19 protein-coding genes, 4 tRNA genes and 1 pseudogene are annotated in these 23499 nt (G+C 41.8%); 7 read left to right on the top strand and 17 right to left on the bottom strand.

What is annotated here, in order from left to right; all coding sequences use genetic code 11:
* Nucleotides 1-67: 67 nt before the first annotated feature.
* Nucleotides 68-1678, bottom strand: a pseudogene (locus AAV96_RS16085) (BCCT family transporter).
* Nucleotides 1679-1944: 266 nt separating this feature from the next.
* Here AAV96_RS16085 and betI point away from each other — a divergent pair.
* From betI to AAV96_RS16065, 4 genes are all read left to right on the top strand, one after another.
* The gene (betI, locus tag AAV96_RS16080) at nt 1945-2571 is read left to right on the top strand and encodes a transcriptional regulator BetI (RefSeq protein ID WP_046740038.1); all 627 of its coding nucleotides are present in this window, start codon (nt 1945-1947) and stop codon (nt 2569-2571) included.
* On the top strand, nt 2564-4036 hold the full coding sequence (gene betB / locus AAV96_RS16075) for a betaine-aldehyde dehydrogenase (protein WP_046740037.1): 1473 nt from the start codon (nt 2564-2566) through the stop codon (nt 4034-4036). The genes betI and betB overlap by 8 nt, the downstream gene beginning before the upstream one ends.
* Before the next feature lie 90 nt (nt 4037-4126).
* Nucleotides 4127-5821, top strand: coding sequence for a choline dehydrogenase (gene betA / locus AAV96_RS16070; RefSeq protein WP_046740036.1), 1695 nt, complete (start codon nt 4127-4129; stop codon nt 5819-5821).
* A 67-nt stretch (nt 5822-5888) separates the two neighbouring features.
* The gene (locus tag AAV96_RS16065; RefSeq protein WP_046740035.1) at nt 5889-6671 is read left to right on the top strand and encodes a TorF family putative porin; all 783 of its coding nucleotides are present in this window, start codon (nt 5889-5891) and stop codon (nt 6669-6671) included.
* 71 nt (nt 6672-6742) lie between these two features.
* On the opposite strand, the gene AAV96_RS16060 is transcribed toward AAV96_RS16065, so the two are convergent.
* Nucleotides 6743-7918, bottom strand: a complete 1176-nt coding sequence (locus tag AAV96_RS16060; RefSeq protein ID WP_046740034.1) for a zinc-binding dehydrogenase — start codon at nt 7916-7918, stop codon at nt 6743-6745.
* Between the two features lie 338 nt (nt 7919-8256).
* Between AAV96_RS16060 and AAV96_RS16055 the strand changes: the two genes are divergently transcribed.
* The 3 genes from AAV96_RS16055 to AAV96_RS16045 all read left to right on the top strand — a co-directional run bounded on the left by AAV96_RS16055 (nt 8257) and on the right by AAV96_RS16045 (nt 11600).
* Nucleotides 8257-9135: a phosphoribosyltransferase family protein gene (locus tag AAV96_RS16055; protein ID WP_046740033.1), complete on the top strand. Its 879-nt coding sequence runs from the start codon at nt 8257-8259 to the stop codon at nt 9133-9135.
* Between the two features lie 24 nt (nt 9136-9159).
* Nucleotides 9160-10647 (top strand): nicotinate phosphoribosyltransferase, encoded by a 1488-nt coding sequence (locus AAV96_RS16050; protein WP_046740032.1) that lies wholly within the window; start codon nt 9160-9162, stop codon nt 10645-10647.
* 197 nt (nt 10648-10844) lie between these two features.
* Nucleotides 10845-11600: an NUDIX hydrolase gene (locus AAV96_RS16045; RefSeq protein ID WP_046740130.1), complete on the top strand. Its 756-nt coding sequence runs from the start codon at nt 10845-10847 to the stop codon at nt 11598-11600.
* Nucleotides 11601-11633: 33 nt separating this feature from the next.
* Here the strand turns inward: AAV96_RS16045 and AAV96_RS16040 are convergent, their stop codons facing one another.
* From AAV96_RS16040 to AAV96_RS15970, 15 genes are all read right to left on the bottom strand, one after another.
* On the bottom strand, nt 11634-13238 hold the full coding sequence (locus AAV96_RS16040; RefSeq protein WP_046740031.1) for a GMC family oxidoreductase: 1605 nt from the start codon (nt 13236-13238) through the stop codon (nt 11634-11636).
* 161 nt (nt 13239-13399) lie between these two features.
* Nucleotides 13400-14365, bottom strand: a complete 966-nt coding sequence (locus tag AAV96_RS16035; RefSeq protein WP_046740030.1) for a hypothetical protein — start codon at nt 14363-14365, stop codon at nt 13400-13402.
* A 155-nt stretch (nt 14366-14520) separates the two neighbouring features.
* Nucleotides 14521-14597: transfer RNA gene (locus AAV96_RS16030), tRNA-Pro, on the bottom strand.
* Nucleotides 14598-14601: 4 nt separating this feature from the next.
* Nucleotides 14602-14677: transfer RNA gene (locus AAV96_RS16025), tRNA-His, on the bottom strand.
* A 36-nt stretch (nt 14678-14713) separates the two neighbouring features.
* Nucleotides 14714-14790, bottom strand: a tRNA-Arg gene (locus AAV96_RS16020).
* Between the two features lie 68 nt (nt 14791-14858).
* Nucleotides 14859-14935: transfer RNA gene (locus AAV96_RS16015), tRNA-Pro, on the bottom strand.
* A 143-nt stretch (nt 14936-15078) separates the two neighbouring features.
* Nucleotides 15079-16143 carry a quinolinate synthase NadA gene (nadA, locus tag AAV96_RS16010; RefSeq protein ID WP_005218157.1) on the bottom strand — a complete coding sequence of 355 codons (1065 nt, stop codon included), beginning with the start codon at nt 16141-16143 and terminating at the stop codon, nt 15079-15081.
* A gap of 143 nt (nt 16144-16286) precedes the next feature.
* Complete coding sequence (gene argJ / locus AAV96_RS16005; protein ID WP_046740029.1) at nt 16287-17507, bottom strand: bifunctional glutamate N-acetyltransferase/amino-acid acetyltransferase ArgJ; 1221 nt, start codon at nt 17505-17507, stop codon at nt 16287-16289.
* Between the two features lie 306 nt (nt 17508-17813).
* On the bottom strand, nt 17814-18299 hold the full coding sequence (locus AAV96_RS16000) for a methylated-DNA--[protein]-cysteine S-methyltransferase (RefSeq protein WP_046740028.1): 486 nt from the start codon (nt 18297-18299) through the stop codon (nt 17814-17816).
* Nucleotides 18300-18317: 18 nt separating this feature from the next.
* Nucleotides 18318-18635 carry a DMT family transporter gene (locus tag AAV96_RS15995; protein WP_046740027.1) on the bottom strand — a complete coding sequence of 106 codons (318 nt, stop codon included), beginning with the start codon at nt 18633-18635 and terminating at the stop codon, nt 18318-18320.
* 173 nt (nt 18636-18808) lie between these two features.
* Nucleotides 18809-19354, bottom strand: coding sequence for a hypothetical protein (locus tag AAV96_RS15990; protein WP_005218164.1), 546 nt, complete (start codon nt 19352-19354; stop codon nt 18809-18811).
* 2 nt (nt 19355-19356) lie between these two features.
* Complete coding sequence (locus AAV96_RS15985; protein ID WP_046740026.1) at nt 19357-19860, bottom strand: hypothetical protein; 504 nt, start codon at nt 19858-19860, stop codon at nt 19357-19359.
* Nucleotides 19861-19942: 82 nt separating this feature from the next.
* Nucleotides 19943-20842: a copper resistance protein B gene (locus AAV96_RS15980; protein ID WP_046740025.1), complete on the bottom strand. Its 900-nt coding sequence runs from the start codon at nt 20840-20842 to the stop codon at nt 19943-19945.
* Nucleotides 20829-22769 carry a copper resistance system multicopper oxidase gene (locus tag AAV96_RS15975; RefSeq protein ID WP_046740024.1) on the bottom strand — a complete coding sequence of 647 codons (1941 nt, stop codon included), beginning with the start codon at nt 22767-22769 and terminating at the stop codon, nt 20829-20831. The genes AAV96_RS15980 and AAV96_RS15975 overlap by 14 nt, the downstream gene beginning before the upstream one ends.
* A 68-nt stretch (nt 22770-22837) precedes the next feature.
* Nucleotides 22838-23257: a hypothetical protein gene (locus AAV96_RS15970; RefSeq protein ID WP_046740023.1), complete on the bottom strand. Its 420-nt coding sequence runs from the start codon at nt 23255-23257 to the stop codon at nt 22838-22840.
* Nucleotides 23258-23499 lie beyond the last annotated feature (242 nt).

Genomic DNA, 23499 nt, shown 5'->3' with positions numbered 1-23499 from the left:
TCCACCTTTGCATCAATGAAAAGACATGTCTGAATAAAAAATGAAAAATAAAAGTCATTTACCCGAATTACAATGTTTCTGATTTTTCAGTTATAGCTTGTGATGACTGAGTTACCTGCGTTATCACTTGCGGCGGTGTAGGACGAAACTGATCCTGTTTTAGTGCTTTGGCCAGGCCAAACATATACAGCAAAATAATAACGGAAAATGGTAAACCACACAGCACCACGGCACTTTGCATGGAGTGAAAACTCCCTGCCAACAGCAGACCAATACTGACAATGGTAATCACCACAGACCAGAAAATTCTCAACCAAATCGGCGAATCACTTTCATTGCTACCCCCTTTCGAGGACAGATTTGCGATCATGAGTGTACCAGAACCCACAGGGGTCAAAAACAATACGAAACAAATCACAACAACAATCCCAGCAATATAAGGATTGAACGGTAAAAATTCGAGAAGCTTAAATAAGGACAAAGCAGGGTCAGTCAGCACCAAATCCCCGAGGATTTTTTGCTTCTGTTCCAGAATAAAATAGATTGCAGTATTGCCAAAAATCGAGATCCAAGCCAAGGTAAAACCGAGTGGAATCAGGCAGACACCCAACACCACTTCGCGTATGGTACGGCCTTTGGAAATCCGCGCAATAAACATACCCACGAATGGCGCCCATGCAATCCACCATGCCCAATAAAATACGGTCCACGAGCCTAACTACTCACCCGCCTTGCTGTTATAAAGATACATATCAAAGCTTTTTGCCAGAAAATGATCGAGGTAATCGCCCATGTTCTGCACCAAACCATTGAGCAAATGATTGGTTGGGCCTGTCAGGAACACGAATAGCAATAAGGCATAAAGCAAACGCAAGTTGATGCGGGATAACCAAGCCAAGCCCTTTTCAATCCCAACCACGGTGGTAATGGTCGCCACTGACATCATCAACAACACCACCGCAATCAGTGTGGTTTGGTTATTGGGAATTTCTGGGAGAAGATAATGTAGACCTGAGACCAGTACCAAAGCTCCGATGCCTAAGTTAGTCACCAAAGAAATCACCGTGGCTAAAATCCCGAAACCATCGACAAAGTCACCAATCAGACCATGAATCCGCTCACCAAAGATTGGATACAGCGCGGAACGCAAGGCCAACGGCAAATCTCGACGGAAAGCAAAATAACCCAAGGTCACACCCAGCAAGGCATACAATACCCAACCATGAATGCCCCAATGCAGGAAGCTATACATCATGGCATCGCGTGCAGCTTGAATGGTCCCACCCTGACCTTCTGGCGGTCGAAGGAAATGATCAACTGGTTCAGCAACACCGTAATATAACAGTGCAATCCCGATCCCTGCCGAAAACAGCATCGACACCCAAGCGAGATAGCCAAACTCAGGTTTATCGTCATCTTTGCCTAAAGGAATCTGCCCAACCCGTGAAAAAGCCAGCCAAGCAACAAAACCTAAACAAACCACGATCACCAGCATGTAGTACCAACCAAACAATTGATTGGCCTGCCCTTGTATATAGGTTAACCAGAACTGACTGCGCTGTGGAAACAACACAAACAATAGGCCAAAAATGCCGATACTGATTGCAGAGCTCCAAAAAACAAACAAATTTAAACGTATAGGTTCAGATGGGGACCCTTCATTACTTTCTGACACCATGTTCTTGCTCCTTGCAATTGGTGTTTTTTTCTTAAAAAAATAATGTGATAAGTGTTCAATTCTGCTTATCGCTTTATCCATAAGAATCTTTGATTTATTAATTTATATCTCTTCTTGCCAATCAAAAATTCATTGATTTTTACAGAGTATACTTTTTATTGATTGAACGTTCAATCAATAAAAAGTATGATAAAAAAATGTTATGATGCTCTACATCGAGAAATGTTGAATAAAAAGCACCTTGGCAGGGCTTTAAATGGATAAGCATGACAAAGCGTAGAGTAAAACCAGAGCATGTGCGACGTGAAGAAATTATGAACGCCGCATTTTATGTAATTTCTGAAGTGGGGTTATCCAATACTACCATTGCACAGATTGCAAAAAAGGCTGAACTATCGACTGGTATTGTGAGTCACTATTTCGGTGACAAACAGGGATTGATCAATACTTGTATGCAGGAAATGCTCAACGTTTTGCGTCAAAAGACTGACCAATACAAAACCGAAGCAGATGCGCATCCAGAAAGCCAGATCAAGGCCATTATTGATTCCAACTTCGATATCAGTCAGGTCAACAAACAAGCCATGCGGGTCTGGTTAGACTTCTGGTCAGCCAGTATGCACTTGCCCGAACTTGGACGTTTACAACGAATTAATGATCAACGCCTGTATTCTAACTTGAAACATTATTTTCTGATGTTGATAGAGGATAAACAACAGGCCAGCATTGCCGCTCGCGGATTGGCGGCTTTGATTGACGGATTATGGTTACGTGGCAGTTTGAGCAGTCACGATGAGTTTGACAGCCAGTTGGCACGTTCCATTGCTTACGATTATGTAAAAACGCAATTGCAATTTGCGAACAAACCTTTGCAGGAGAGACAGAATGAGTGATGCACAAGTTCATCAGTTATATATCCACGGACGTTATGTCGCAGCAACTAGTGGTCAAACATTTAACAGTATTAACCCTGCCAACGGTGAAGTGATCGCAACACTTCAACAAGCCTCACAACAAGACATTGAAGCGGCTGTTCAAAGCGCACAACAAGGTCAGAAAATCTGGGCAGCCATGACGGCGATGGAGCGTTCTCGCATCCTACGTCGTGCAGTTGATATCTTACGTGAACGTAATGATGAACTGGCCCAGCTCGAAACCCTCGATACTGGTAAGGCTTACAGTGAAACATCGACTGTTGATATCGTGACAGGTGCCGATGTCATCGAATACTACGCAGGTCTTGCAACTGCCATTCAAGGCGAGCAAGTGCCACTGCGTGAATCAAGCTTCTTCTATACCCGTCGTGAACCCCTTGGTGTAGTTGCTGGGATCGGGGCATGGAACTACCCAATTCAAATCGCAATGTGGAAATCAGCGCCTGCCCTAGCAGCGGGAAATGCCATGATTTTCAAACCAAGTGAAACTACACCACTGACCGCATTTAAACTTGCTGAAATCTATACCGAAGCGGGCGTACCAGACGGCGTATTTAACGTCGTTCAAGGTGCGGGGCGTGATATCGGTCAATGGTTAACTGAACATCCTGTGATTGAAAAAATCTCGTTCACTGGTGGTGTTGAAACTGGCAAGAAAGTCATGGCCAGTGCTGCGGGTTCGACCTTGAAAGAAGTCACCATGGAGTTGGGTGGTAAATCACCCCTGATTATCTGTGATGATGCCAACCTTGACCGTGCTGCGGATATTGCCGTCATGGCAAACTTCTTTAGTTCAGGTCAGGTTTGTACCAATGGTACTCGCGTGTTTGTACCGAAAGCCCTGCTTGCTGATTTTGAAGCTGCCGTTGTAGAACGGGTAAAACGGATTCGTATTGGCGATCCGATGGCGGAGCAAACCAATTTCGGTCCACTCACCAGCTTCCCGCATATGGAAAAAGTGTTGTCTTTCATTGAGTCAGGCAAACAGCAAGGCGCAAAACTGTTGATTGGTGGTGGGCGTGCCACAGAAGGTGATCTTGCCAAAGGGGCTTACGTGCTCCCGACAGTATTCAGCAACTGCCAAGATAATATGGCGATTGTGCAAGAAGAAATCTTCGGTCCTGTGATGAGCATTCTCAGCTATGAAACTGAGGAAGAAGTGATTCGTCGTGCCAATGACACCACCTTTGGCTTAGCTGCAGGTGTGGTGACTCAAGACATCACCAAAGCGCATCGTATGATTCATCAACTTGAAGCCGGTATCTGCTGGATCAATACCTGGGGTGAATCACCTGTGGAAATGCCAGTGGGCGGCTACAAGCAATCTGGTGTTGGCCGTGAAAATGGCTTAACCACTTTGGGTCATTACACCCGTATCAAATCCGTTCAAGTTGAGTTAGGTGAGTATCACAGCATTTTCTAATGCGCTCAGCTGTCACCCTCAAAATTAATCCTGTATGCCGAGCAATCCCATGATTGCCTCGGCATCCTCAAGAATAGAAAAGGGATAACGATGAATACCCAAGCATATGACTACATTATCATTGGCGCAGGATCTGCCGGAAATGTGCTCGCAACACGTCTGACTGAAGACAAAGACGTGACTGTTTTACTCTTGGAAGCCGGTGGCCCAGACTACCGTTTAGATTTCCGTACTCAAATGCCAGCCGCTTTGGCTTTTCCTTTACAAGGCCGTCGCTATAACTGGGCCTATGAAACCGATCCTGAACCACACATGAACAATCGCCGTATGGAATGTGGTCGTGGTAAGGGCCTCGGTGGTTCTTCACTGATTAATGGCATGTGCTATATCCGTGGGAATGCCATGGATCTGGATCAATGGGCGGCCATGAAAGGGCTGGAAGACTGGAGCTACGCCGACTGCTTACCCTATTACAAAAAAGCCGAAACCCGTGATATTGGCGGCAATGACTATCATGGCGACAAAGGCCCTGTGTCCGTGGCAACCCCTAAAAATGGCAATAACGTGCTGTTCCATGCCATGGTTGAAGCAGGCGTACAGGCAGGTTACCCACGTACCGATGATTTAAATGGCTATCAACAAGAAGGTTTCGGTCCAATGGACCGTACCGTGACCCCAAAAGGTCGTCGTTCAAGTACCGCGCGTGGTTATTTGGATATGGCCAAAGGTCGTCCGAATTTAACCATCGTCACCCATGCCACCACCAATAAAATCCTGTTTAATCAAAAACAGGCGGTGGGTGTGGAATATATTATTGGCGCAGACCAAGCCAATATGAAACAGGCGCAAGCCAAGCGTGAAGTGTTGCTCTGTGCAGGTGCGATTGCCTCACCACAAATTTTACAACGTTCAGGCGTAGGTGAAAGTACCTTCCTGAAATCGATGGATATTGATGTGGTGCATGATTTGCCAGGTGTGGGTGAGAACCTGCAAGATCACTTGGAAATGTACTTGCAATATCAATGCAAGCAACCAGTGTCACTCTACCCTGCGCTGCAATGGTATAACCAGCCTGCCATTGGTGCTGAATGGTTATTCAATGGCACAGGTGTGGGTGCAAGTAACCAGTTCGAAGCGGGTGGCTTTATCCGTAGTTCGGAAGAATTTGACTGGCCAAATATCCAGTACCACTTCTTGCCTGTGGCGATTAACTACAACGGCAGTAATGCAGTAAAAGAGCATGGCTTCCAAGCCCATGTTGGTTCAATGCGCTCGCCTTCGCGTGGTCGCATCAAGCTCAAATCAAAAGATCCGTTTGAACATCCAAGTATCTTGTTTAACTACATGTCTACAGAACAAGACTGGCGCGAATTCCGTGATGCAATCCGTATCACCCGTGAAATCATGGCGCAGCCTGCGCTTGATCCGTATCGTGGTGAAGAAATCAGTCCGGGTAAACACATCCAGACCGATGCAGAACTGGATGAATTCGTCCGCACCCATGCCGAAACAGCATTTCACCCATCATGCAGCTGTAAGATGGGCGAAGATGAGATGGCTGTAGTCGATGGTCAAGGTCGCGTTCACGGCGTACAAGGCTTGCGTGTGGTCGATGCCTCCATCATGCCATTGATCATTACAGGTAACTTGAATGCCACCACGATTATGATCGCAGAAAAAATTGCCGACAAAATCCGTGGTCAAAAACTCCCTCGTTCTGAAGCGGCTTATTACAAAGCGGGTACAGCACCTGTACGTCAAGCACCATTACGTCCAATACAATAAGCAAGAAATTCCTTTAGGGGATACCCGAGGCTTAGGCTTCGGGTTTCACTTCATTCAGGGAGAAATGATGAAAAAAACCTTATTCGTAATTGCACCTTTCGCTTTTTATTTTCAAAGCACTCACGCAACTGAACCCACCTCACCTTACTCTGCCAATATCACTGCGGCCAGCCAATACGTTTCACGTGGTTTCCAGCAAACTTGGGGTAACCCTGCCTTACAGGGTGGGCTGGATTACAATCATGATAGCGGTTTTTATGCAGGGACATGGGCATCGACTGTAAGCGATCACTTTATTCGTGATGCCTCTGTTGAATGGGATGTATATACGGGTTATAGCCGTACGATCGGGGATTTTACGGTCGGGACTAAAGTTGCCTATTACTATTATCCAGGCGCAAAAACCACGGCTGACACAGGCAACACCCGCTTTGACTATGGGGAAATCATCCCTGAAATCAGTTACGGCCCATTAAGCGTTAAATATGCCATTACCTATACCCAAGACTATTTTGGCAATAATTCCGATACGCTAGGCACGGGAAATAACCAACATTCTCGCGGCTCAGGTTATCTGGATGTGAACTGGTATCAACCGATCACACAAGGCTGGTCACTCAATGCCCATTATGGTAATCAACGCATCAAAAACTTTTCTGCTGCCAACTTTCAGGATGCCAGTTTTGCGGTCAACAAAGAATTGCCATATAACCTTTCCAGCAGCCTGACCTATAGCAAAGCATGGGATAAAGACGGTTTTTATCAGCAATATAGTAATGGTAATCCAAACGCCAAAGTCTCGAATCCAATTGATTCAACAGTGACATTTTCGCTGACCAAAACCTTTTAAATAAGCAAATATCAATCAAGTGCCCATAAAAAAGCCGCTTTCGTTGAGAGCGGCTTTTTTTAATTTTGGTATTAAGACTTGATCAATTCGATTGCTGATCCCGCACGTTTCGGATCAATTAGAATCTTGGCATGTTGCTCTGGATCACGTAACGCATCAAAGGCATTGCTCACCCCTTCCAGCCCGACCACACCCGTGATCAATGGTGAACAGTCCACTTTTCCTTCTGCAATCATATGCAGCGTGTCACGGAATTCAAGCGGTGTATAACCCAATACATATTGGATTTCCAATTCCTTATTAATCGCCAATGCAGGTTCGATCTTGTCACTTTGCATACAGACACCGACCCCCACAATACGTGAGAACAACGGTGCACCTTCCAAGATTTGCTGCATAATCCCAGCCACACCCACACATTCAAAAATCACAGGACGTTTCGGCAATAGACCAAGCTTATCCCCCACCCGCATAGCATTCACCCACGGCAATGAGAAAGTCTGAACTTTGTCAAAAAGCCCCATCCCCATATTGATTGCTTCAGAAACATTGCCCAATAAACCCAATTCTTTCCAACTACTAAATGGCGATTGCTGTTTAGGATCAATCAAGATATCTGCACCACATTGCTCAGCCAAGCGACGGCGGTTCGGTGAAAAATCACTGGCAACCACAGTTTTAACCCCTGCAGCCTTGAGCATAATAATCACACCCAAACCCACTGGACCACAACCAATCACAATCGCTGGCTCATTTTTCTTGATTCGACTACGACGTACTGCATGCAGCGCAACAGCCATTGGCTCAGTCAATGCTGCACTGTCTACGTCTAAACCATTCGGAACTTCAAACATTAAACTCGATTGAACCAAGACTTGTTCTGCATAACCACCGGAAGCACTTGGCGACAGTCCCGTCGGAACATAACCTTGTGGATCAACATTTAATAATGGCATGGCACAAACCAAAGTATCCGCTTTCAATTTACGGCGTGTTTTTGGACCATAATCTAAGACTTTGCCACAGAACTCATGGCCGAAAACTAACTTATCAGAGGATTTGGCAACTCCATTAAACCCGACTCTTGCTGCCAGATCATGCATATGATCACAGTGATGCTGCATATGTAAATCTGAACCACAAATCCCGCAACGTACGACTTCAAGAAGTACTTGTCCTTTTGCAGGAATCAATTGAAGACTATCTTCCAGTTTCAACTCAGCGTTCTGACAAACCAGTGATTTCATAGGATGCTTTCCTTATTGTTTTATTGCATGTGTTAACTGTTTTAATTTTTTTTATTAAAACAGTTTAGCTCACTTATTTCATTTTAATTTTGACATACAGCATTGTCACAACATATGACTTAAAGATCAATATCCCTATCAAATAAGGTCAGCTTTATAAATCACCCAATGAAAAAGGTTAAAAATCATTCTCTTTTAACTTCAAATAGATGAGTCTATTTTTCTAAATTACTTCCCTATTTTCATTAAAACAATCAAATTTAGCACTTGCACTTAATAGTGTCATTATGACAATATATATTTACTGGCTTTAAGCCACTATAAAAGAGAAACTAAAAATGACGATTCAACTTAAGACAGCTCAAGCAAATGTTCCCATCGAGTTTTTGCAGTTTTCAGGTGGTGAACGTCATATTCAACTGCAACTTGAATTATTAAACCAATTAACAGTCGACACTCAGATCAAAGCTTCATTGCATAACAGTACAGATGTAATGGACTATCTATTACTGGAAAATGTGTTGTTAGAACAAGGCTCGCGCCTTTCGGTAGAAATCCCTTATTTTCCTTATGCACGTCAAGATCGTATCTGTGGACAAGGTCAGGCCTTTTCATTGGATTTAATGACCAAGTTATTAAATAGCAATAGCGAAAAATTTGCAGGACAGCGTCAGAAAATTGTGGTGTGGGATTGTCATAGCCCAGTGACGCTTGAGCTGTTACGCAAAAATACGCGTTTTCAAGCGGTGATCAATATTGAGCCGATTGAGATTATCCAGCAAAGCCCAGCATTGATGCATATTTTAAGCGCCGACAATACAGTATTGATCTGCCCTGATGCAGGTGCAATACAACGTACCCAAGCGATTGCAAACGGTATCAATTCGCAACGCCAACAAGCCATTGAAGTGATTCACTGTGAAAAGAAACGCGATCCAAGCACTGGCAAAATCAGCACAACGGCGGTGGATAGCCCTGATTTGACAGAAAAAACAGCCGTGATTACGGATGATATTTGCGATGGTGGTGCAACCTTTATTGGTATTGCCAAACAATTACGCAGCCTAAACTGCCACAACATTATTTTGTATGTCACGCATGGCATTTTTAGCAAAGGTCTGGCGGTATTTGATGGCTTGGTCGATCAGGTCTTTACCAGCAATAGCCTGCCACAAGCTGAAGCAAGCAAACTCAATATCATCAATTTTCAAAATTAAGATTAAAGCAAGAGGCCGATAAAAATGAGTATTAAAATTAACCCCCTCAATGCAATTGATTTCTATAAAGCCGACCACCGTCGCCAGTATCCAGTGGGAACTGAATACGTCTATGCCAACTTTACCCCGCGCTCATCACGCCTAGCTAAAATGCTGCCTGATTTTGATGACAAGATTGTGTTCTTTGGTTTGCAAGGCTTTATCAAACACTTTCTGATTGAAACTTGGAATGAAGGCTTCTTCAATCAACCCAAAGCCAAAGTCGTCGCAGCCTATAAACGCCGTATGGACAATTCTTTAGGTGAAGGTGCAGTGCCTGTCGAGCACATCGAAGCTTTACACGATCTCGGCTATTTACCATTAAAAATTAAAGCCTTGCCAGAAGGTAGCCGCGTCAATATCAAAGTGCCGGTATTGACCATTATCAATACTGACCCGAATTTCTTTTGGTTAACCAACTATATCGAAACCGTGCTCAGTGCCGAATTATGGAAAAGCTGTACCACGGCCAGCATTGCCTATGAATACAAACGCTTGTTGACCCAATATGCAGAAAAAACAGGTGCAGCTTTAGACTTTGTTCCCGTTCAAGGCCATGATTTTAGTAGCCGAGGAATGAGTGGGATCTATGATGCTGCCCAATCGGGTGTGGGTCACTTAACCAGTTTTATTGGGACAGATTCAGTTGCTTCAATTGACTATGCAGAAGAATATTACAATGCAACAGGGGTCGTCGGTGTTTCAGTACCTGCAACAGAACACAGTGTGATGTGTATGGGCAGTGAAGAAAGTGAAATCGAGACCTTTAGACGTCTGATCTGTGAACTTTATCCTGCCGGTGTGGTCAGTATCGTTTCAGATACTTGGGATTTCTGGCGTGTGATTACCGAGTTTAGTGTGGAATTAAAATCAGAGATTTTAAAACGCCAACCGAATGCCCTCGGACTCGCCAAAGTGGTGTTTCGCCCTGACTCAGGTGATCCTGTGAAAATTATCTGTGGCGATCCTGATGCTGAAATAGATAGTCCAGCTTATAAAGGTGCAGTGCAATGTTTATGGGAAATTTTCGGAGGAACCGAAACTGCACAAGGCTATAAAGTCCTGAATGAACGGGTTGGCTTGATTTATGGTGACTCGATTACCCTAGAACGTGCACAAAATATCTTAAAAGGTTTGGAGGCCAAAGGCTTTGCTTCAAATAATCTAGTCTTTGGAATCGGCAGCTATACTTATAACTATTTGACTCGTGATAGCTTTGGTTTTGCAGTCAAAGCTACTTGGGGTCAGGTTAACGGTGTCGGTCGTGAACTGTTTAAAGACCCAGTGACCGACTCGGGTGTTAAAAAATCAGCCAAGGGCTTATTACGGGTTGAACAAACCGAGAATGGTTTTGAGCTCTTTGATCAACAAAGTTTTGAACAGGAGAAGATGGGGGCACTGCAAACAGTATTTGAAAATGGTCAATTGTTAAAAGAATGCTCGCTTGATCAAATTCGAGAGAGATTGGTCTAAAGCGATATCAATATCTCTCATTTCAAATTTGAAATTTATCTACGCTAGATTGATAAACGGCATGGATGCTGTCTCTTTAACTGTCTTGCACGAAGTTCAAAGTATTACTTTGAACTTCGCTCAGGATGTACCATCAGCTCATTCAAATCTATAAAAAACCTTTATACTTGATTCACTCATCCATGAGACAACGCCAAATGACCTATACCTCCGAACAGAAATACCTTGCCCACTATCAAAAAACAGACTATGACACGCCTCTGTTTACGGTCGATATGGCAATTTTTTCTGTAGCAAAAGGTCAATTACAAGTCTTAATGATTCAACGCTCCAACTTTCCCGAAAAAGGCAAATGGGCGCTACCGGGTGGTTTTGTCGATTTAAAAACCGATCCCGATTTAATAGCAACAGCACACCGTAAACTGCTTGAAAAAACAGGGATTCACTCCCCTTATCTTGAACAAGTCGAAACCATCGGCAATCAACATCGTGATCCACGTGGTTGGTCAATTACATCACTTTATTTTGCACTGATTGATTTTAGTAAGTTTGAAATTCAAAAGACTTCAACAACTGAAATGAGTAAATGGCTTTCTATAGAAGAAGCCTTGGAACTTGATTTAGCCTTTGATCATCAACAACTGCTAAAACTCGCTTATGATCGCCTTGCCAATAAAACCCGTTATACCGCTCTACCCGCCAGCCTCATGCCTGAGCTTTTTACCCTGACAGAATTACAAACCATTTATGAAATTATTTTAGGGCATACATTAGAAAAGAAATCATTCAGACGGCGTATGCAGGAAGCAGGTGCAGTTGAGGAAACAGGACAACAAAAAATTGTCGGTAAGCGCCCTGCTCAATTGTTCCGCTACGCCCTAGAAAATTATAACTTCACCTTTCCGCGTATGCTGGAAACACCACGCAACTCCGCTGAAAATGAAAAGAGCTAAGGCAAATAGCTTAGCTCCACAACAACTTAGAGCTTACTTCCAAGTTTGACGAATCAAATCAACCGCTTTTTCAGCAATCATAATTGCTGGCGCATTGGTATTGCCATTGACCACAGTAGGCATAATCGACGCGTCCACCACACGCAGTCCGACAATGCCATACACTTTTAGCTCAGGATCGACCACGGCCATCTCATCCACACCCATTTTACAACTGCCGACTGGGTGATAGACCGTATCGACACGTTGGCGTAAAATCTCACGAATTTCATCATCAGACTGCACATTCGCTGTAAACATATCTTCTTTAATTTTGTCACTTAAAGCAGGTGCATTCATTAACTTTCGCGTGACTTTAAATCCATCGACCATATCTTGCAGATCTTGTTCATCCTCTAAGAATTTAAAATCAATCAATAATGGATCATCAACATTTTTACCACTGAGTTTGACTGAACCACGCGCACGCGGATTCAATAAACACACATGACATGAAATACCATGACCTGTGTGCATCGTGCGAGCATGGTTATCTACTACAGCAATCACAAAATGTAATTGTAAATTTGGCTTATCTAACTCAGGGCGACTTTTTAAGAAGCCACCACATTCAGCATAATTGGTGGTGATTAAACCACGACGTTCTTTACGATAACGCCCAATCTGTTTAACTAAATCAATACCGCCACCAACCGACACCCCAAAGGTTCCTTCCATTTGCTTAGTCTTATAAGCAAAAATAAAGTCAGGATGATCGTGTAGGTTCTCACCAACACCTGCTAAATCTTTAACTACAGGGATACTATATTTTTCCAGTTCTTGACGTGGGCCAATTCCCGACAACATCAAGACTTGTGGTGATTGGAAAGCACCCGCAGACAGTAAAACTTCTTTATTGACACTAACAACAATTGTCTGTCCTTTATGGCTATACTCCACCCCAACAGCACGACCATTTTCAACAACGATACGTGAAACTTTAGCTTGGGTAACTACATGTAAATTTGGTCGCTTACCTAAATAAGGAAACAAATAACCACGTGCTGCGCTCCAACGTTCACCATTTTTTTGTGTGACCTGATAAACACCGAGTCCTTCTTGTTCTGCGCCATTAAAGTCATCATTAAGTGGATAATTGACCTGCTTCGCAGCTTCAACAAAGGTTTTCTGATACAGATTGTCCGAACGTAATTCACTGACATTGAGTGGACCATGTTGGCCATGATATTCATTACGAATACGCTCGTTATGCTCTGATTTTATAAAGTATGGCAATACATCCTGATAGGACCATCCTGTATTACCTAGAGCTGCCCAATGGTCATAGTCACTATGATGACCACGGATGTAGACCATCGCATTAATCGCAGAACTACCACCTAAGCATTTTCCACGAGGTTGATAGCCTTTACGCCCATTTAAACCTTTTTGTGGAATGGTTTCTAAAGCCCAGTTATTAATCTTGGTTGGAATACTGATAACTGCTGCTGATGGTGTATTCACCAACCAGCTATTGCCATCACCACCAGCCTCAAGTAAACAAACTGATATATTTGGATTTTCTGAAAGCCGACCTGCAAGTACACAACCTGCTGAGCCACCACCAATAATTACAAAATCAAAAACTGCTTGTGTCATTTCTATCCCTGTTATTTTCATTCTTTCAAAATGCGAAAAGATTATGGTAAATCTATAAATATAATTTTACTATCTATGTCCAACAATGAAATAAAAACTATGTTGTATTCATCAATGATGATAAATAGGAATAAATTATTTTTTAGCTCAAATAAATGCTGTTAGTACCTATCTTGTTGAGATGTTAAGAAACTGCTTGCTAACTTTCGTACATGCTCATTTCCATCATCTTTATAATAATCAGCATATTCAGGTTTTGCCTGAAGTACAGCCATTCTCACCGTGCTATCTTGGTCATCTTTATAATTATCCGCAATATCTTTATAAATTTGAACAAGAGTTCTTCTTACAATTTCGCTAGGATCATCTTTTCTAGTCAACGCTAAGTCTCGATCTTGTGCATATTTAATTGCTACGGAGCGCACGATTGCACTTGTATCATGAATCAAAATTTTTGCACAAGATTCATTCAGTGTTGCACACTTCTCTCTAATTTGTGCATCTTCATCATAAATAAAATGTTCAGCAAATTTAGGCCATCTCACCAAAGCCCAAAACCGGACATGCTTTTCAGGGTCTTTAAGTAATAATGCTGCACAACTTTCCCATATAGTGCATGCTTTGCGGACATACAGATTACAGTCATCGAGCAATTTTAAAGCCACTTCTTCACTTTTGCCTGCACAACATGATCTTACTAGATAATTCTCATCATAAACGAGCTGTTGAGCACACTTTTCCCAAGTTGAAGCACAACGCATTCTGACATTTACATCTGGATCATTAATCAATAATGTTGCAAAAATTCTTGATTTTTCAACAATAGCTGCCCTTATCATTACATTTGGGCTTTGTATTAAAATAGCTAGACAGCTATTCCAAATCATACACGTCTGTAAAATTTCAAACTCAGCATCAGTTTCATGATTCCTGCTAAAAAAATCATAAAATTTTTGATTATGAAGAGTTAATAAACAGAATTTCTTTGCAATTTCTTCATCTCTTTTAATACTCTGATATAAGCCTTCAAGGTATAGAACTGCTTCCTCACACAAGTGATCAAAACTGAGAAGCTTTTGTAAATAAAACCCTAATGTATCAAGCGTGACTTCTATTTCTTCTTCCATATCAGTACCAATTTAAACCCACAGTTCATTTTTATATTTTTCTAGCATTTAAACACTATAAAGATACAGACATAATATAGTTAGAAAAAATAAATCAAATTTCAGACGTAAAAAAACCGCTAACTTAGCGGTATTTTATCTCATCTTAAAGATGATGGTCGGAGCAGTAGGATTCGAACCTACGACCCCCTGGTCCCAAACCAGGTGCACTACCAGGCTGTGCTATGCTCCGAAATTGGGGTGAATGACGGGATTCGAACCCGCGACAACTGGAATCACAATCCAGGGCTCTACCAACTGAGCTACATCCACCATCAAAACTTTGATTCTATATACCAAGCTGCCAAATGGCGCGCCTGACAGGATTCGAACCTGTGACCATCCGCTTAGAAGGCGGATGCTCTATCCAACTGAGCTACAGGCGCATAACGATGATAATACTATCACGATACTTCGCCGATATTTAAAACTATGTTTTTCAACATATTTTAAATGGTCGGAGCAGTAGGATTCGAACCTACGACCCCCTGGTCCCAAACCAGGTGCACTACCAGGCTGTGCTATGCTCCGATTTCTTTTCAGCTTTTAGCGTATCGCACATCGTGCGGTACGGTGTGCATTCTAGGCGCGACGCTCTAGAACGTCAACACCTATTTTTCAAAAAAAGAATAAATCCTTATCAAATGTATATTTAACAAGCATTTTCAAACGTTTTAGCGTTTCAAAGAAGCACTAAAGTTCAACATTCGATCTAAGGGTAATTTCGCGCGTTCAGCAAGAGCTGGATCAACGTGTATTTCTTGATCAGCATGCTGTAATACATGCAAAATACCATCCAGTTCATTCATCGCCATCCACGGGCAATGTGCACATGAACGACAAGTTGCCCCCTCACCTGCGGTTGGTGCTTCAAATAATTCTTTATCAGGCGCTGCTTGCTGCATTTTATAGAAAATACCTCGATCCGTTGCCACGATCATTTGTTTATGCGGCAAGGTCTGAGCTGCTTTAATCAGTTGCGAGGTACTTCCCACCGCATCAGCAATATCCACCACAGATTCAGGTGACTCTGGATGAACTAAAACCGCTGCATCTGGATAGAGCGCTTTCATTTGCGCAATACCACGGGCACGGAATTCTTCATGCACTATACATGCACCATCCCACAACAACATTTCAGCGCCCGTTTTCTTCTGAATATAGCGACCTAAATGCTGATCTGGTGCCCAAATAATTTTTTCGCCCAAACTATCTAAATGTTCAATGATCTCAACCGCACAACTTGAAGTCACCACCCAATCGGCACGTGCTTTTACAGCCGCCGAGGTATTGGCATACACCACCACGGTATGATCAGGATGCTGATCACAGAACGCTGAAAACTCATCTACAGGACAACCCAAATCAAGTGAACAGGTGGCTTCTAAAGTTGGCATCAACACTGTTTTTTCTGGTGATAAGATTTTAGAGGTTTCACCCATAAACTTTACGCCTGCCACCACAAGGGTTGTTGCAGGATGATCACGACCAAAACGTGCCATTTCCAATGAATCAGAAACACAGCCCCCTGTCAGTTCGGCAAGCTCTTGTACTTCAGGATCACAGTAATAGTGAGCCACAAGCACTGCATTTCGCTTTTTCAACTCAGCTGCAATTTGGGCAAACTTTTCTTGTTTCACTTCTGGGCTAAGGCTATTGTCCTTTGGCTCGCCCAAACGATCTAAATGCGCCTGCACAATATTTTTGGCTTCGTTCGCAATTAAATTCGCATCATTCATAAAGCGTCTTCTCTATCCTGCGTGCTTGCATCGCTGCAAACTTCTAACTTGGGTATCTTGGTGAGCATTTAGTTAATATCACACTATCCACATACCAGCTTATAAAAAAAGCCTCACTGTGGAGGCTTTATTATAACGCAAATTTATGAACGATAATCGGCATTAATTTTGACATAGTCATAAGAAAAGTCACAGGTATAAACCGTGTCTTTAGCTGTACCTCTACCGAGATCAATACGAATGCTAATTTCCTTTTCAGCCATGACAGCTGCACCTGCTTCTTCAGTATAATCTGGGTTTGCACCACCATCTAAGCAAATCTGTACATCACCTAACCAAACTTGTACTTTACTACTATCGAGGTCGGGTACGCCTGCTTTACCAATCGCCATCACAATTCGCCCCCAGTTTGGATCTGAAGCGAATAAAGCGGTTTTAATTAACGGCGACTCGGCAACGCTATAGGCAACATCACAACATTCTTGAGTATTTTCTCCACCATCAACCTGTACAGTAATGAACTTGGTCGCACCTTCACCATCACGCACAATCAATTGCGCTAAACGGTTCATAATACGTGCAAGCACATCAAGAACCTGCTGATAACGTGCATCATCTTGGCTCTGAATCTCAACACCACCTGCTAATCCAGTTGCGACAAAGATACAAGAATCATTGGTTGAAGTATCACCATCAATCGTAATACGGTTAAATGAATGCTCAACCGTCGTTTGTAATAAACGCTGTACCAGTTTAGAGCTAATTGGCGCATCGGTTGCCACAAAACTCAGCATAGTCGCCATATTTGGACGAATCATGCCTGCACCTTTACTGATACCCGTCATCGTATAGATTACACCGTCCAGCTCAAACTGTTCAGATGCACCTTTTGGTGTGGTATCTGTGGTCATAATGCCTGATGCAGCATCCGCCCAACGATCGGCATTTAAATCATTGAGTGCAGGTTGAATACCTTGTACTAAACGTTCAATCGGCAATTGCTCACCAATCACACCCGTTGAAAATGGTAAAATCTGATTGGCTTGAACACCAGTTAACTCAGCCAACTTGGCACAAGTGGCTTCTGCATTTTTATAACCGACTGTGCCTGTTGCAGCATTGGCATTGCCTGTGTTGATAATCAAGTACCGTGGTGTGTTTTCTGCTAAATGCTTTTTACTCAATTGAACAGGCGCTGCAGCAAAAGCGCTTTGGGTAAACACCCCTGCAACGTTTGAACCTTCGGCAAATTCAAAAATGACTAGATCTCGTCGATTTGGATAACGTACATACGCTTCAGTTGAGCCAATTTTTACACCCTGCACCACATGCATAAGTGGCATTGTTACGTCACCAACAGCCATTTTTAAACTTCCATTCAACTTGTTATGAAAGGCTTAAGCTTATTCCAAAAGGCGATTAAAATCGAGTATTAACGACATGGATAATTTATAAAGTAAAGTTAGTTTTATAGAATTATACTCAAGATTGACTATCCTGATAGGCGGCATGGATGTCGCCAGTTTGGCTGTGATATCAAGGATGTACCATCAGCCAAACAAAAGATTTTTGTTACTTTTCATCTTTGAAAAGTAGAAAAATGCCTACGCAAAATACATCTAATCCCTTACTGATTTATAAGGCTATGCAGAGTTTGAAATTAAAATTATTTAAGCTTTGCTTTGCTCTAAACTGAGTAAAATCTGCTTCTTATCCAAACCACCAGCAAAACCAACCAAAGCTCCACTCGAACCAATCACCCGATGACATGGTGCAATAATCGAAATCGGATTTTTACCATTGGCTGCCCCAACAGCACGTACCGCTTTTTCGTTGCCAATTTGAACAGCGATTTCCTTATAACTACGTGTCTCGCCATATGGAATAGTTAATAAAGTCTGCCAAACCTGTTGTTGAAAATCTGTCCCTTTAAAATCTAAAGGTAAATCAAATTGCTGACGTTGCCCTGCAAAATACTGTTCTAATTGTTTTTTAACTCGAAGTAACATCGGATGTTGATGATCTTCTATCAGTTCAGCGAGTCGAACTCGTTTATGATCTTCATTGTCCCACATCACGGCGACCAATGCATGATCATGAGCAACCAGTTTTAATGCACCCACAGGAGAATCCATATACATATACACCAGTTGCATTACGCTCTCCTTAAACCATTAATTTGACGAAATTTTCATCAACATTAAGCCAGATACAATTAATATTGCAGCAATCATTCGCATCGCAGTCATTGGTTCATTTAAAACCATGATGCCAACAATAAATGATCCTATCGCACCAATTCCCGTCCAAACCGTATAAGCTGTACCCAAAGGCAATGATCGCATTGCAATTGACAATAATACGACACTTAAAATCATAAAAATGATGGTCACGATACTTGGCGTTAGTTTGGTGAAACCCTCAGACATCTTCATTGAATATGCCCAAATAATTTCAAAAATACCCGCCAAAATTAAAATTGCCCATGCCATTTTTTACACTCAACCTTAACAAGAGTTGGGTCGTCCCAACGTGATGCGTTTGAAGTGAGGTCGTCCTCTCAGGAAAAGCAGTGTACTGTAAAATTTCGAGATTATGTGAAAGGTTATGTATGGATTCCAATGCAGTATTTTAAAAAATTAAAAACTTTATCTAAGGTTAAGATTTACTGCCATGAAATTTGGTCGACTTGCATTAGCTCACATGCCCCATTTCCTGTATCTTCACGGGATAAAGAACTTTTCCAATGCCAGCCATCTTTTGTCTGTATTTCGATTAAAGAACCTTTTAAATAGACTAAATCATCTTTTTTAATTTTTTTCATTTGAGATGCGACATAAGCATTGGCGGGAACTAGGTGCATATTGGCACTATGCGTTGCGATTTCTCTCAAAGAAATAGGCGGTTGATGATCTATACGCCAGTGATACCAACGATTACTTTGTGATACATCAATTTGTTTATAGATCTGTGGATTTGCCATATCTCCCCAACCAACAGCAATATCCATTGGTGAAAATTCAGCTTCACGCCCTAAATTGTAGTCTTCTCTAGAAAGCACACGAAATGCACCTTCATAGCGCTCCAAGGCATTAATCTGTACGCCTTGTTGAGTGGTCATTTGACTAATATTTGGCGCTGGTTTTAATACCTGTGTCCAAACCAACCATGCGATAGCCAATCCTAGTACACCATACATCCATCTTGGCATGCTTAATTATCCTTCTTTCTCTGTAAGCATTTTATCCATTGCTTTAAATGATTTAAGCATGAAATTAAAAAATGACCTAAAACACTTAAATAATTATCCTGTGACTCAACTTTATGCTCCTGTAAAGTTGCAGTATCTGTATTCAAAGTATTCATTTCTAAAGGTTCATAATGTGACAAGGTTTGTTGTAACTCAGCTCCCAAGCTCAAGCGAATTAGAGCAATTGTCACCTCATCAATTCCACAATGATGATATAAAGTTAGATGACGTGTATCTAAATCAATACTATGTTCAACTAAAATTTCAGCAAATGGCAATAATGCTTTTCTAATACGTTGTACTTCCACCAAACTACTCATGTGTGGAATATAATAAAAACTGACTTTCATACTGCCATCACGTGGAACAGCGTCAAATTGAGTTATCAAATTTTGTGTTTTTTCTCTCCGACTTAGAGATTCATTTGCTTTATCAGTTATTAAATTGTCTTGTTGTTCTAAAGCCATTTATGCACCATGAATGACTCAAAAAAGATACTGCTAGTATAAACCAACAGTATCTCAGGATAGTGACCTTTTAGACAAAGGATCAGAACTTTAACGTAAGTCCCAAACCATATAGCCAACCTTTTTTACTGTCTGTAGCCGATTGCAATTCGGTTTGTTTCAAACCTTTGTTATATGCATAAGCGACATCAATAAATGGCATGATTTTTTTACTGATTTCATAACGCGTTTGCAGGCCTATCTGAAGTTTAGATAATCCAGATTTACTTGCATAACTTGACTCATCATTGAATATTACATCTGCATTCAAATAAGGTTGAGCAATCAACTTTTGCGTAAATAATACATCCCGTGTTGTTTCTAAACTCAATTGCCAGCGTTGGTTTTGACCTGCATAAATATAGGCTTCGGTTTCAAAAAAATACGGTGCTAGACCATGTAAGCCTAATACCGTGTCCCATTGATTTTGAGCATGCTTTTGCTCAGGCTGATATTGATAACGAACACCGGTTTGTACATCCCAAAAGTCAGCAACATTGCGGCTGTATAACAGCTTTGTTTCGGTTTGAGTTTTTTCCGATTCTGCTTTTTCAACATGTGCTTGAATGAATATTTTATTTTTATCACTTCCCACCCATGTTTTTAGTTCAGTACTAGCACTACCTCGACCATCGTCATCAACGATCCATGCATTTTTAATCGCTGTGGCTTGATAAATTTGTCCACCATGTTCACGATGATGATCATGTGTATCATATTGAATATCAGATGGTACTTGCTTTAATTCAGGTTGATGTTCTGAATGATCAATAGAAGATGATGTCTCCATCAATATATCCTGTTGTACCGGTCGATCCATTTGCATCATTTGACCATGCCCCTCATGTGCAGATGCAAATACACTCAAAGAAGAAATCATGCCACCAATTGCCAATAATTGCGTATAGCGTTTCATCGTAGAAGCTTGCTTAGTGATGTGCATGACTCGCTCCTTGAGATGATTGAACAGATTTTTGTTTTAGTGCTTTTGAATCATCAACATTTGCGACAATCAATTTACTCATCATGCCTGCACTCATGTGGTACAACAGATGACAATGAATCGCCCATTCGCCTAGCTCATCAGCAGTAAGTAGAGCTGTAACAGTTTTGCCCGGCGGCACAATCACCGTATGTTTATTTGGCATATCCTGCGGTGCCTGACCATTTTCCAGCTGCATAAACATGCCATGTAAATGCATTGGATGCGCCATCATACTTTCATTCACAAATTTGAGACGGATACGTTCACCATAACGCACGGTTAAAGGCTTAAAGTCTGGATCACTAAATTTCTTACCATCAATCGTCCAAATATAACGCTCCATGGTTCCACCCAAACGAATTACCACTTCACGCTCTGCTGGGCGACTATAGCGCTCAGGTTGTGGCTGTAAGGATTGCAAATCGGCATAACTTAAAGCTTTATCGCCTGCTGGCGTTGCTGCGTTGGCCCATCCCTGAACAGTATCTGAAGTTGCTTTTTCAGAAGATGCCGCCATCTGGTGTTGGCTATGATCTGACGGCGTTGCTGAAGCTGACATATCCATCTGACCGTGTGCACTATGGTCCATACCCGCCATGTTCATCTGTCCATTCGAACTATGATCCATTTTCGACATGTCCATTTTTCCATGTGAACTATGATCCATCGCTGCTTTTTGCATCGGTGCAACTGGTGCTTTACCTTGAGGCATCTGATGCTGACTATGATCCATATTGGCCATATTCATTGACTGATCTGAACCATGATCCATGTTGCTCATATCCATCTGACCATGCGAACCATGATCCATACCCATATCTTCCATCGTCAATAATGCACGTGGGCGCGCTTTAGGGATCTGAACCTTTTGCGTATTCGGTGTCATGCTATTGTGCAATGAAGCAATTGCAAAACCAGAACGGTCGATTGATTCAGCTTCAATTTGGTAATGTGCCTGCTTAGGTTTCACTAACACATCATAAGTTTCTGCGGTGCCAATACGAAACTCATCCACAGGAACAGGTTTCACTGGCTGACCATCTGCACTGACGACAGTCATTTTTAAGTTTGGAATACGTACATCAAAGAAAGACATTGCTGATGCATTGATAAAACGCAAACGAACCTTCTCACCTGCATTAAAAGCACCCGTCCAATTCTGCTGTGGTGTCTGGCCATTGACTAAATAGGTATAACCAGTGACATCAGCTAAATCGGTTTTTGCCATTCGCATCTGATTCCACATCGAACGGTCTTGCCAAGTTGCTTTTAAGCCTTGCTGCTTCACCTGTCTCCACACATCGCCAACTGTTTCACGCTGGTCCTGATAATGCTCAGCAGACTTCTTCAGATTTGCCATGATCTTGTCACTTTCCGTTTCATGGAGATCTGACAACATCACCACATAATCACGCTCAGCCTTTTCATGTGCCGCGACAGGTTGTTTGCCTTTCGGATAAATTACCAAAGGGCCATATAGGCCATCTTGTTCTTGTCCTTTACTATGCGCGTGATACCAATAAGTTCCGTTTTGACGAACTTTAAAACGATACTCAAAACTTCCATTCGGCTTGATACTTTTAAAGCCATTAAAACCAGGCACACCGTCCATCAATCCTGGCAAAAGTAATCCATGCCAATGTAATGACGTATCTTGATCTTTGAGTTGATTATGCACATGAATGACCGCTTCATCACCTTCTTCAAACTCTAATAACGGCGCAATAAATTTGCCATTTACCGTAATACGTTTGACAGGTTTTCCAGTGACATTGACCATTCCTTGATTAATGTTCAGATGATATTCTTTTATTGCAGCCAAACTATAAGGCGCAAAAATTAGACTTAAGCCAGCAATAACACCAGCATATATTTTTGAGGACATAATATTTTCCTAATCTGTGAACTATTTTTAAATCGCTCGTTGAAGCGAAAAAGAGCTTCTAAGACAGATTAGGTTCTAGGAGGACGTAAAATTTCTTGCCAATGACCTACAAGATGACGAGCTTGATACGCTGTATTTTTATATGTGTTTAGCTCAAAAAAAGTTGAAACAGACAGGCTCGGAATTTGTTGATCGAGTGCAAAATTAATCGTTTGGCAATGCGAAATATTATTACAATCAGGGCAATGTTGCTGATCTTGTATTTGCCCATCATGGCATTTAACCACATTGGTTACATCATGCGACATATCCATTTGATGATGCGGACGTGTCATCTGTTGATCATGACATGGTATCACTTGCGCTGTAGGCATCTTTTGATCAAGTTGAATATTTTGGACTGCTGCAATAGACGCACCGCTTCCCCCGATGAAAAATATCATCAGGAATACAAACCATAGATGCTTGTATTTTTTATGAAGTTGCACTAAATATCCTTGGATCAATCATCAAATGAATGCGATTTGCTTAGCATAATTTCTTTCTATCTTATGCACAATCTACTTTATGTTCAAATTACGCTAATTTCATGCATTTAAGCAACAGAACTGCCGATTTATCAAACGAAAAAGAATAAAGTACGTTATGAACAAAAATAAAGCAAAATAAAGGACTTGACGAACAAAAAAAGGACAAAAATTTGTCCTTTTTTGATATTTTTGTTGAGAAT

The organism is Acinetobacter sp. AG1 (genome assembly GCF_001005525.1).
In the GTDB taxonomy this organism is placed as follows: Bacteria; Pseudomonadota; Gammaproteobacteria; order Pseudomonadales; family Moraxellaceae; genus Acinetobacter; species Acinetobacter modestus.
The sequence above is the reverse complement of the archived record's forward strand: the minus strand, read 5'-3'. Positions and strand labels throughout refer to the sequence as shown.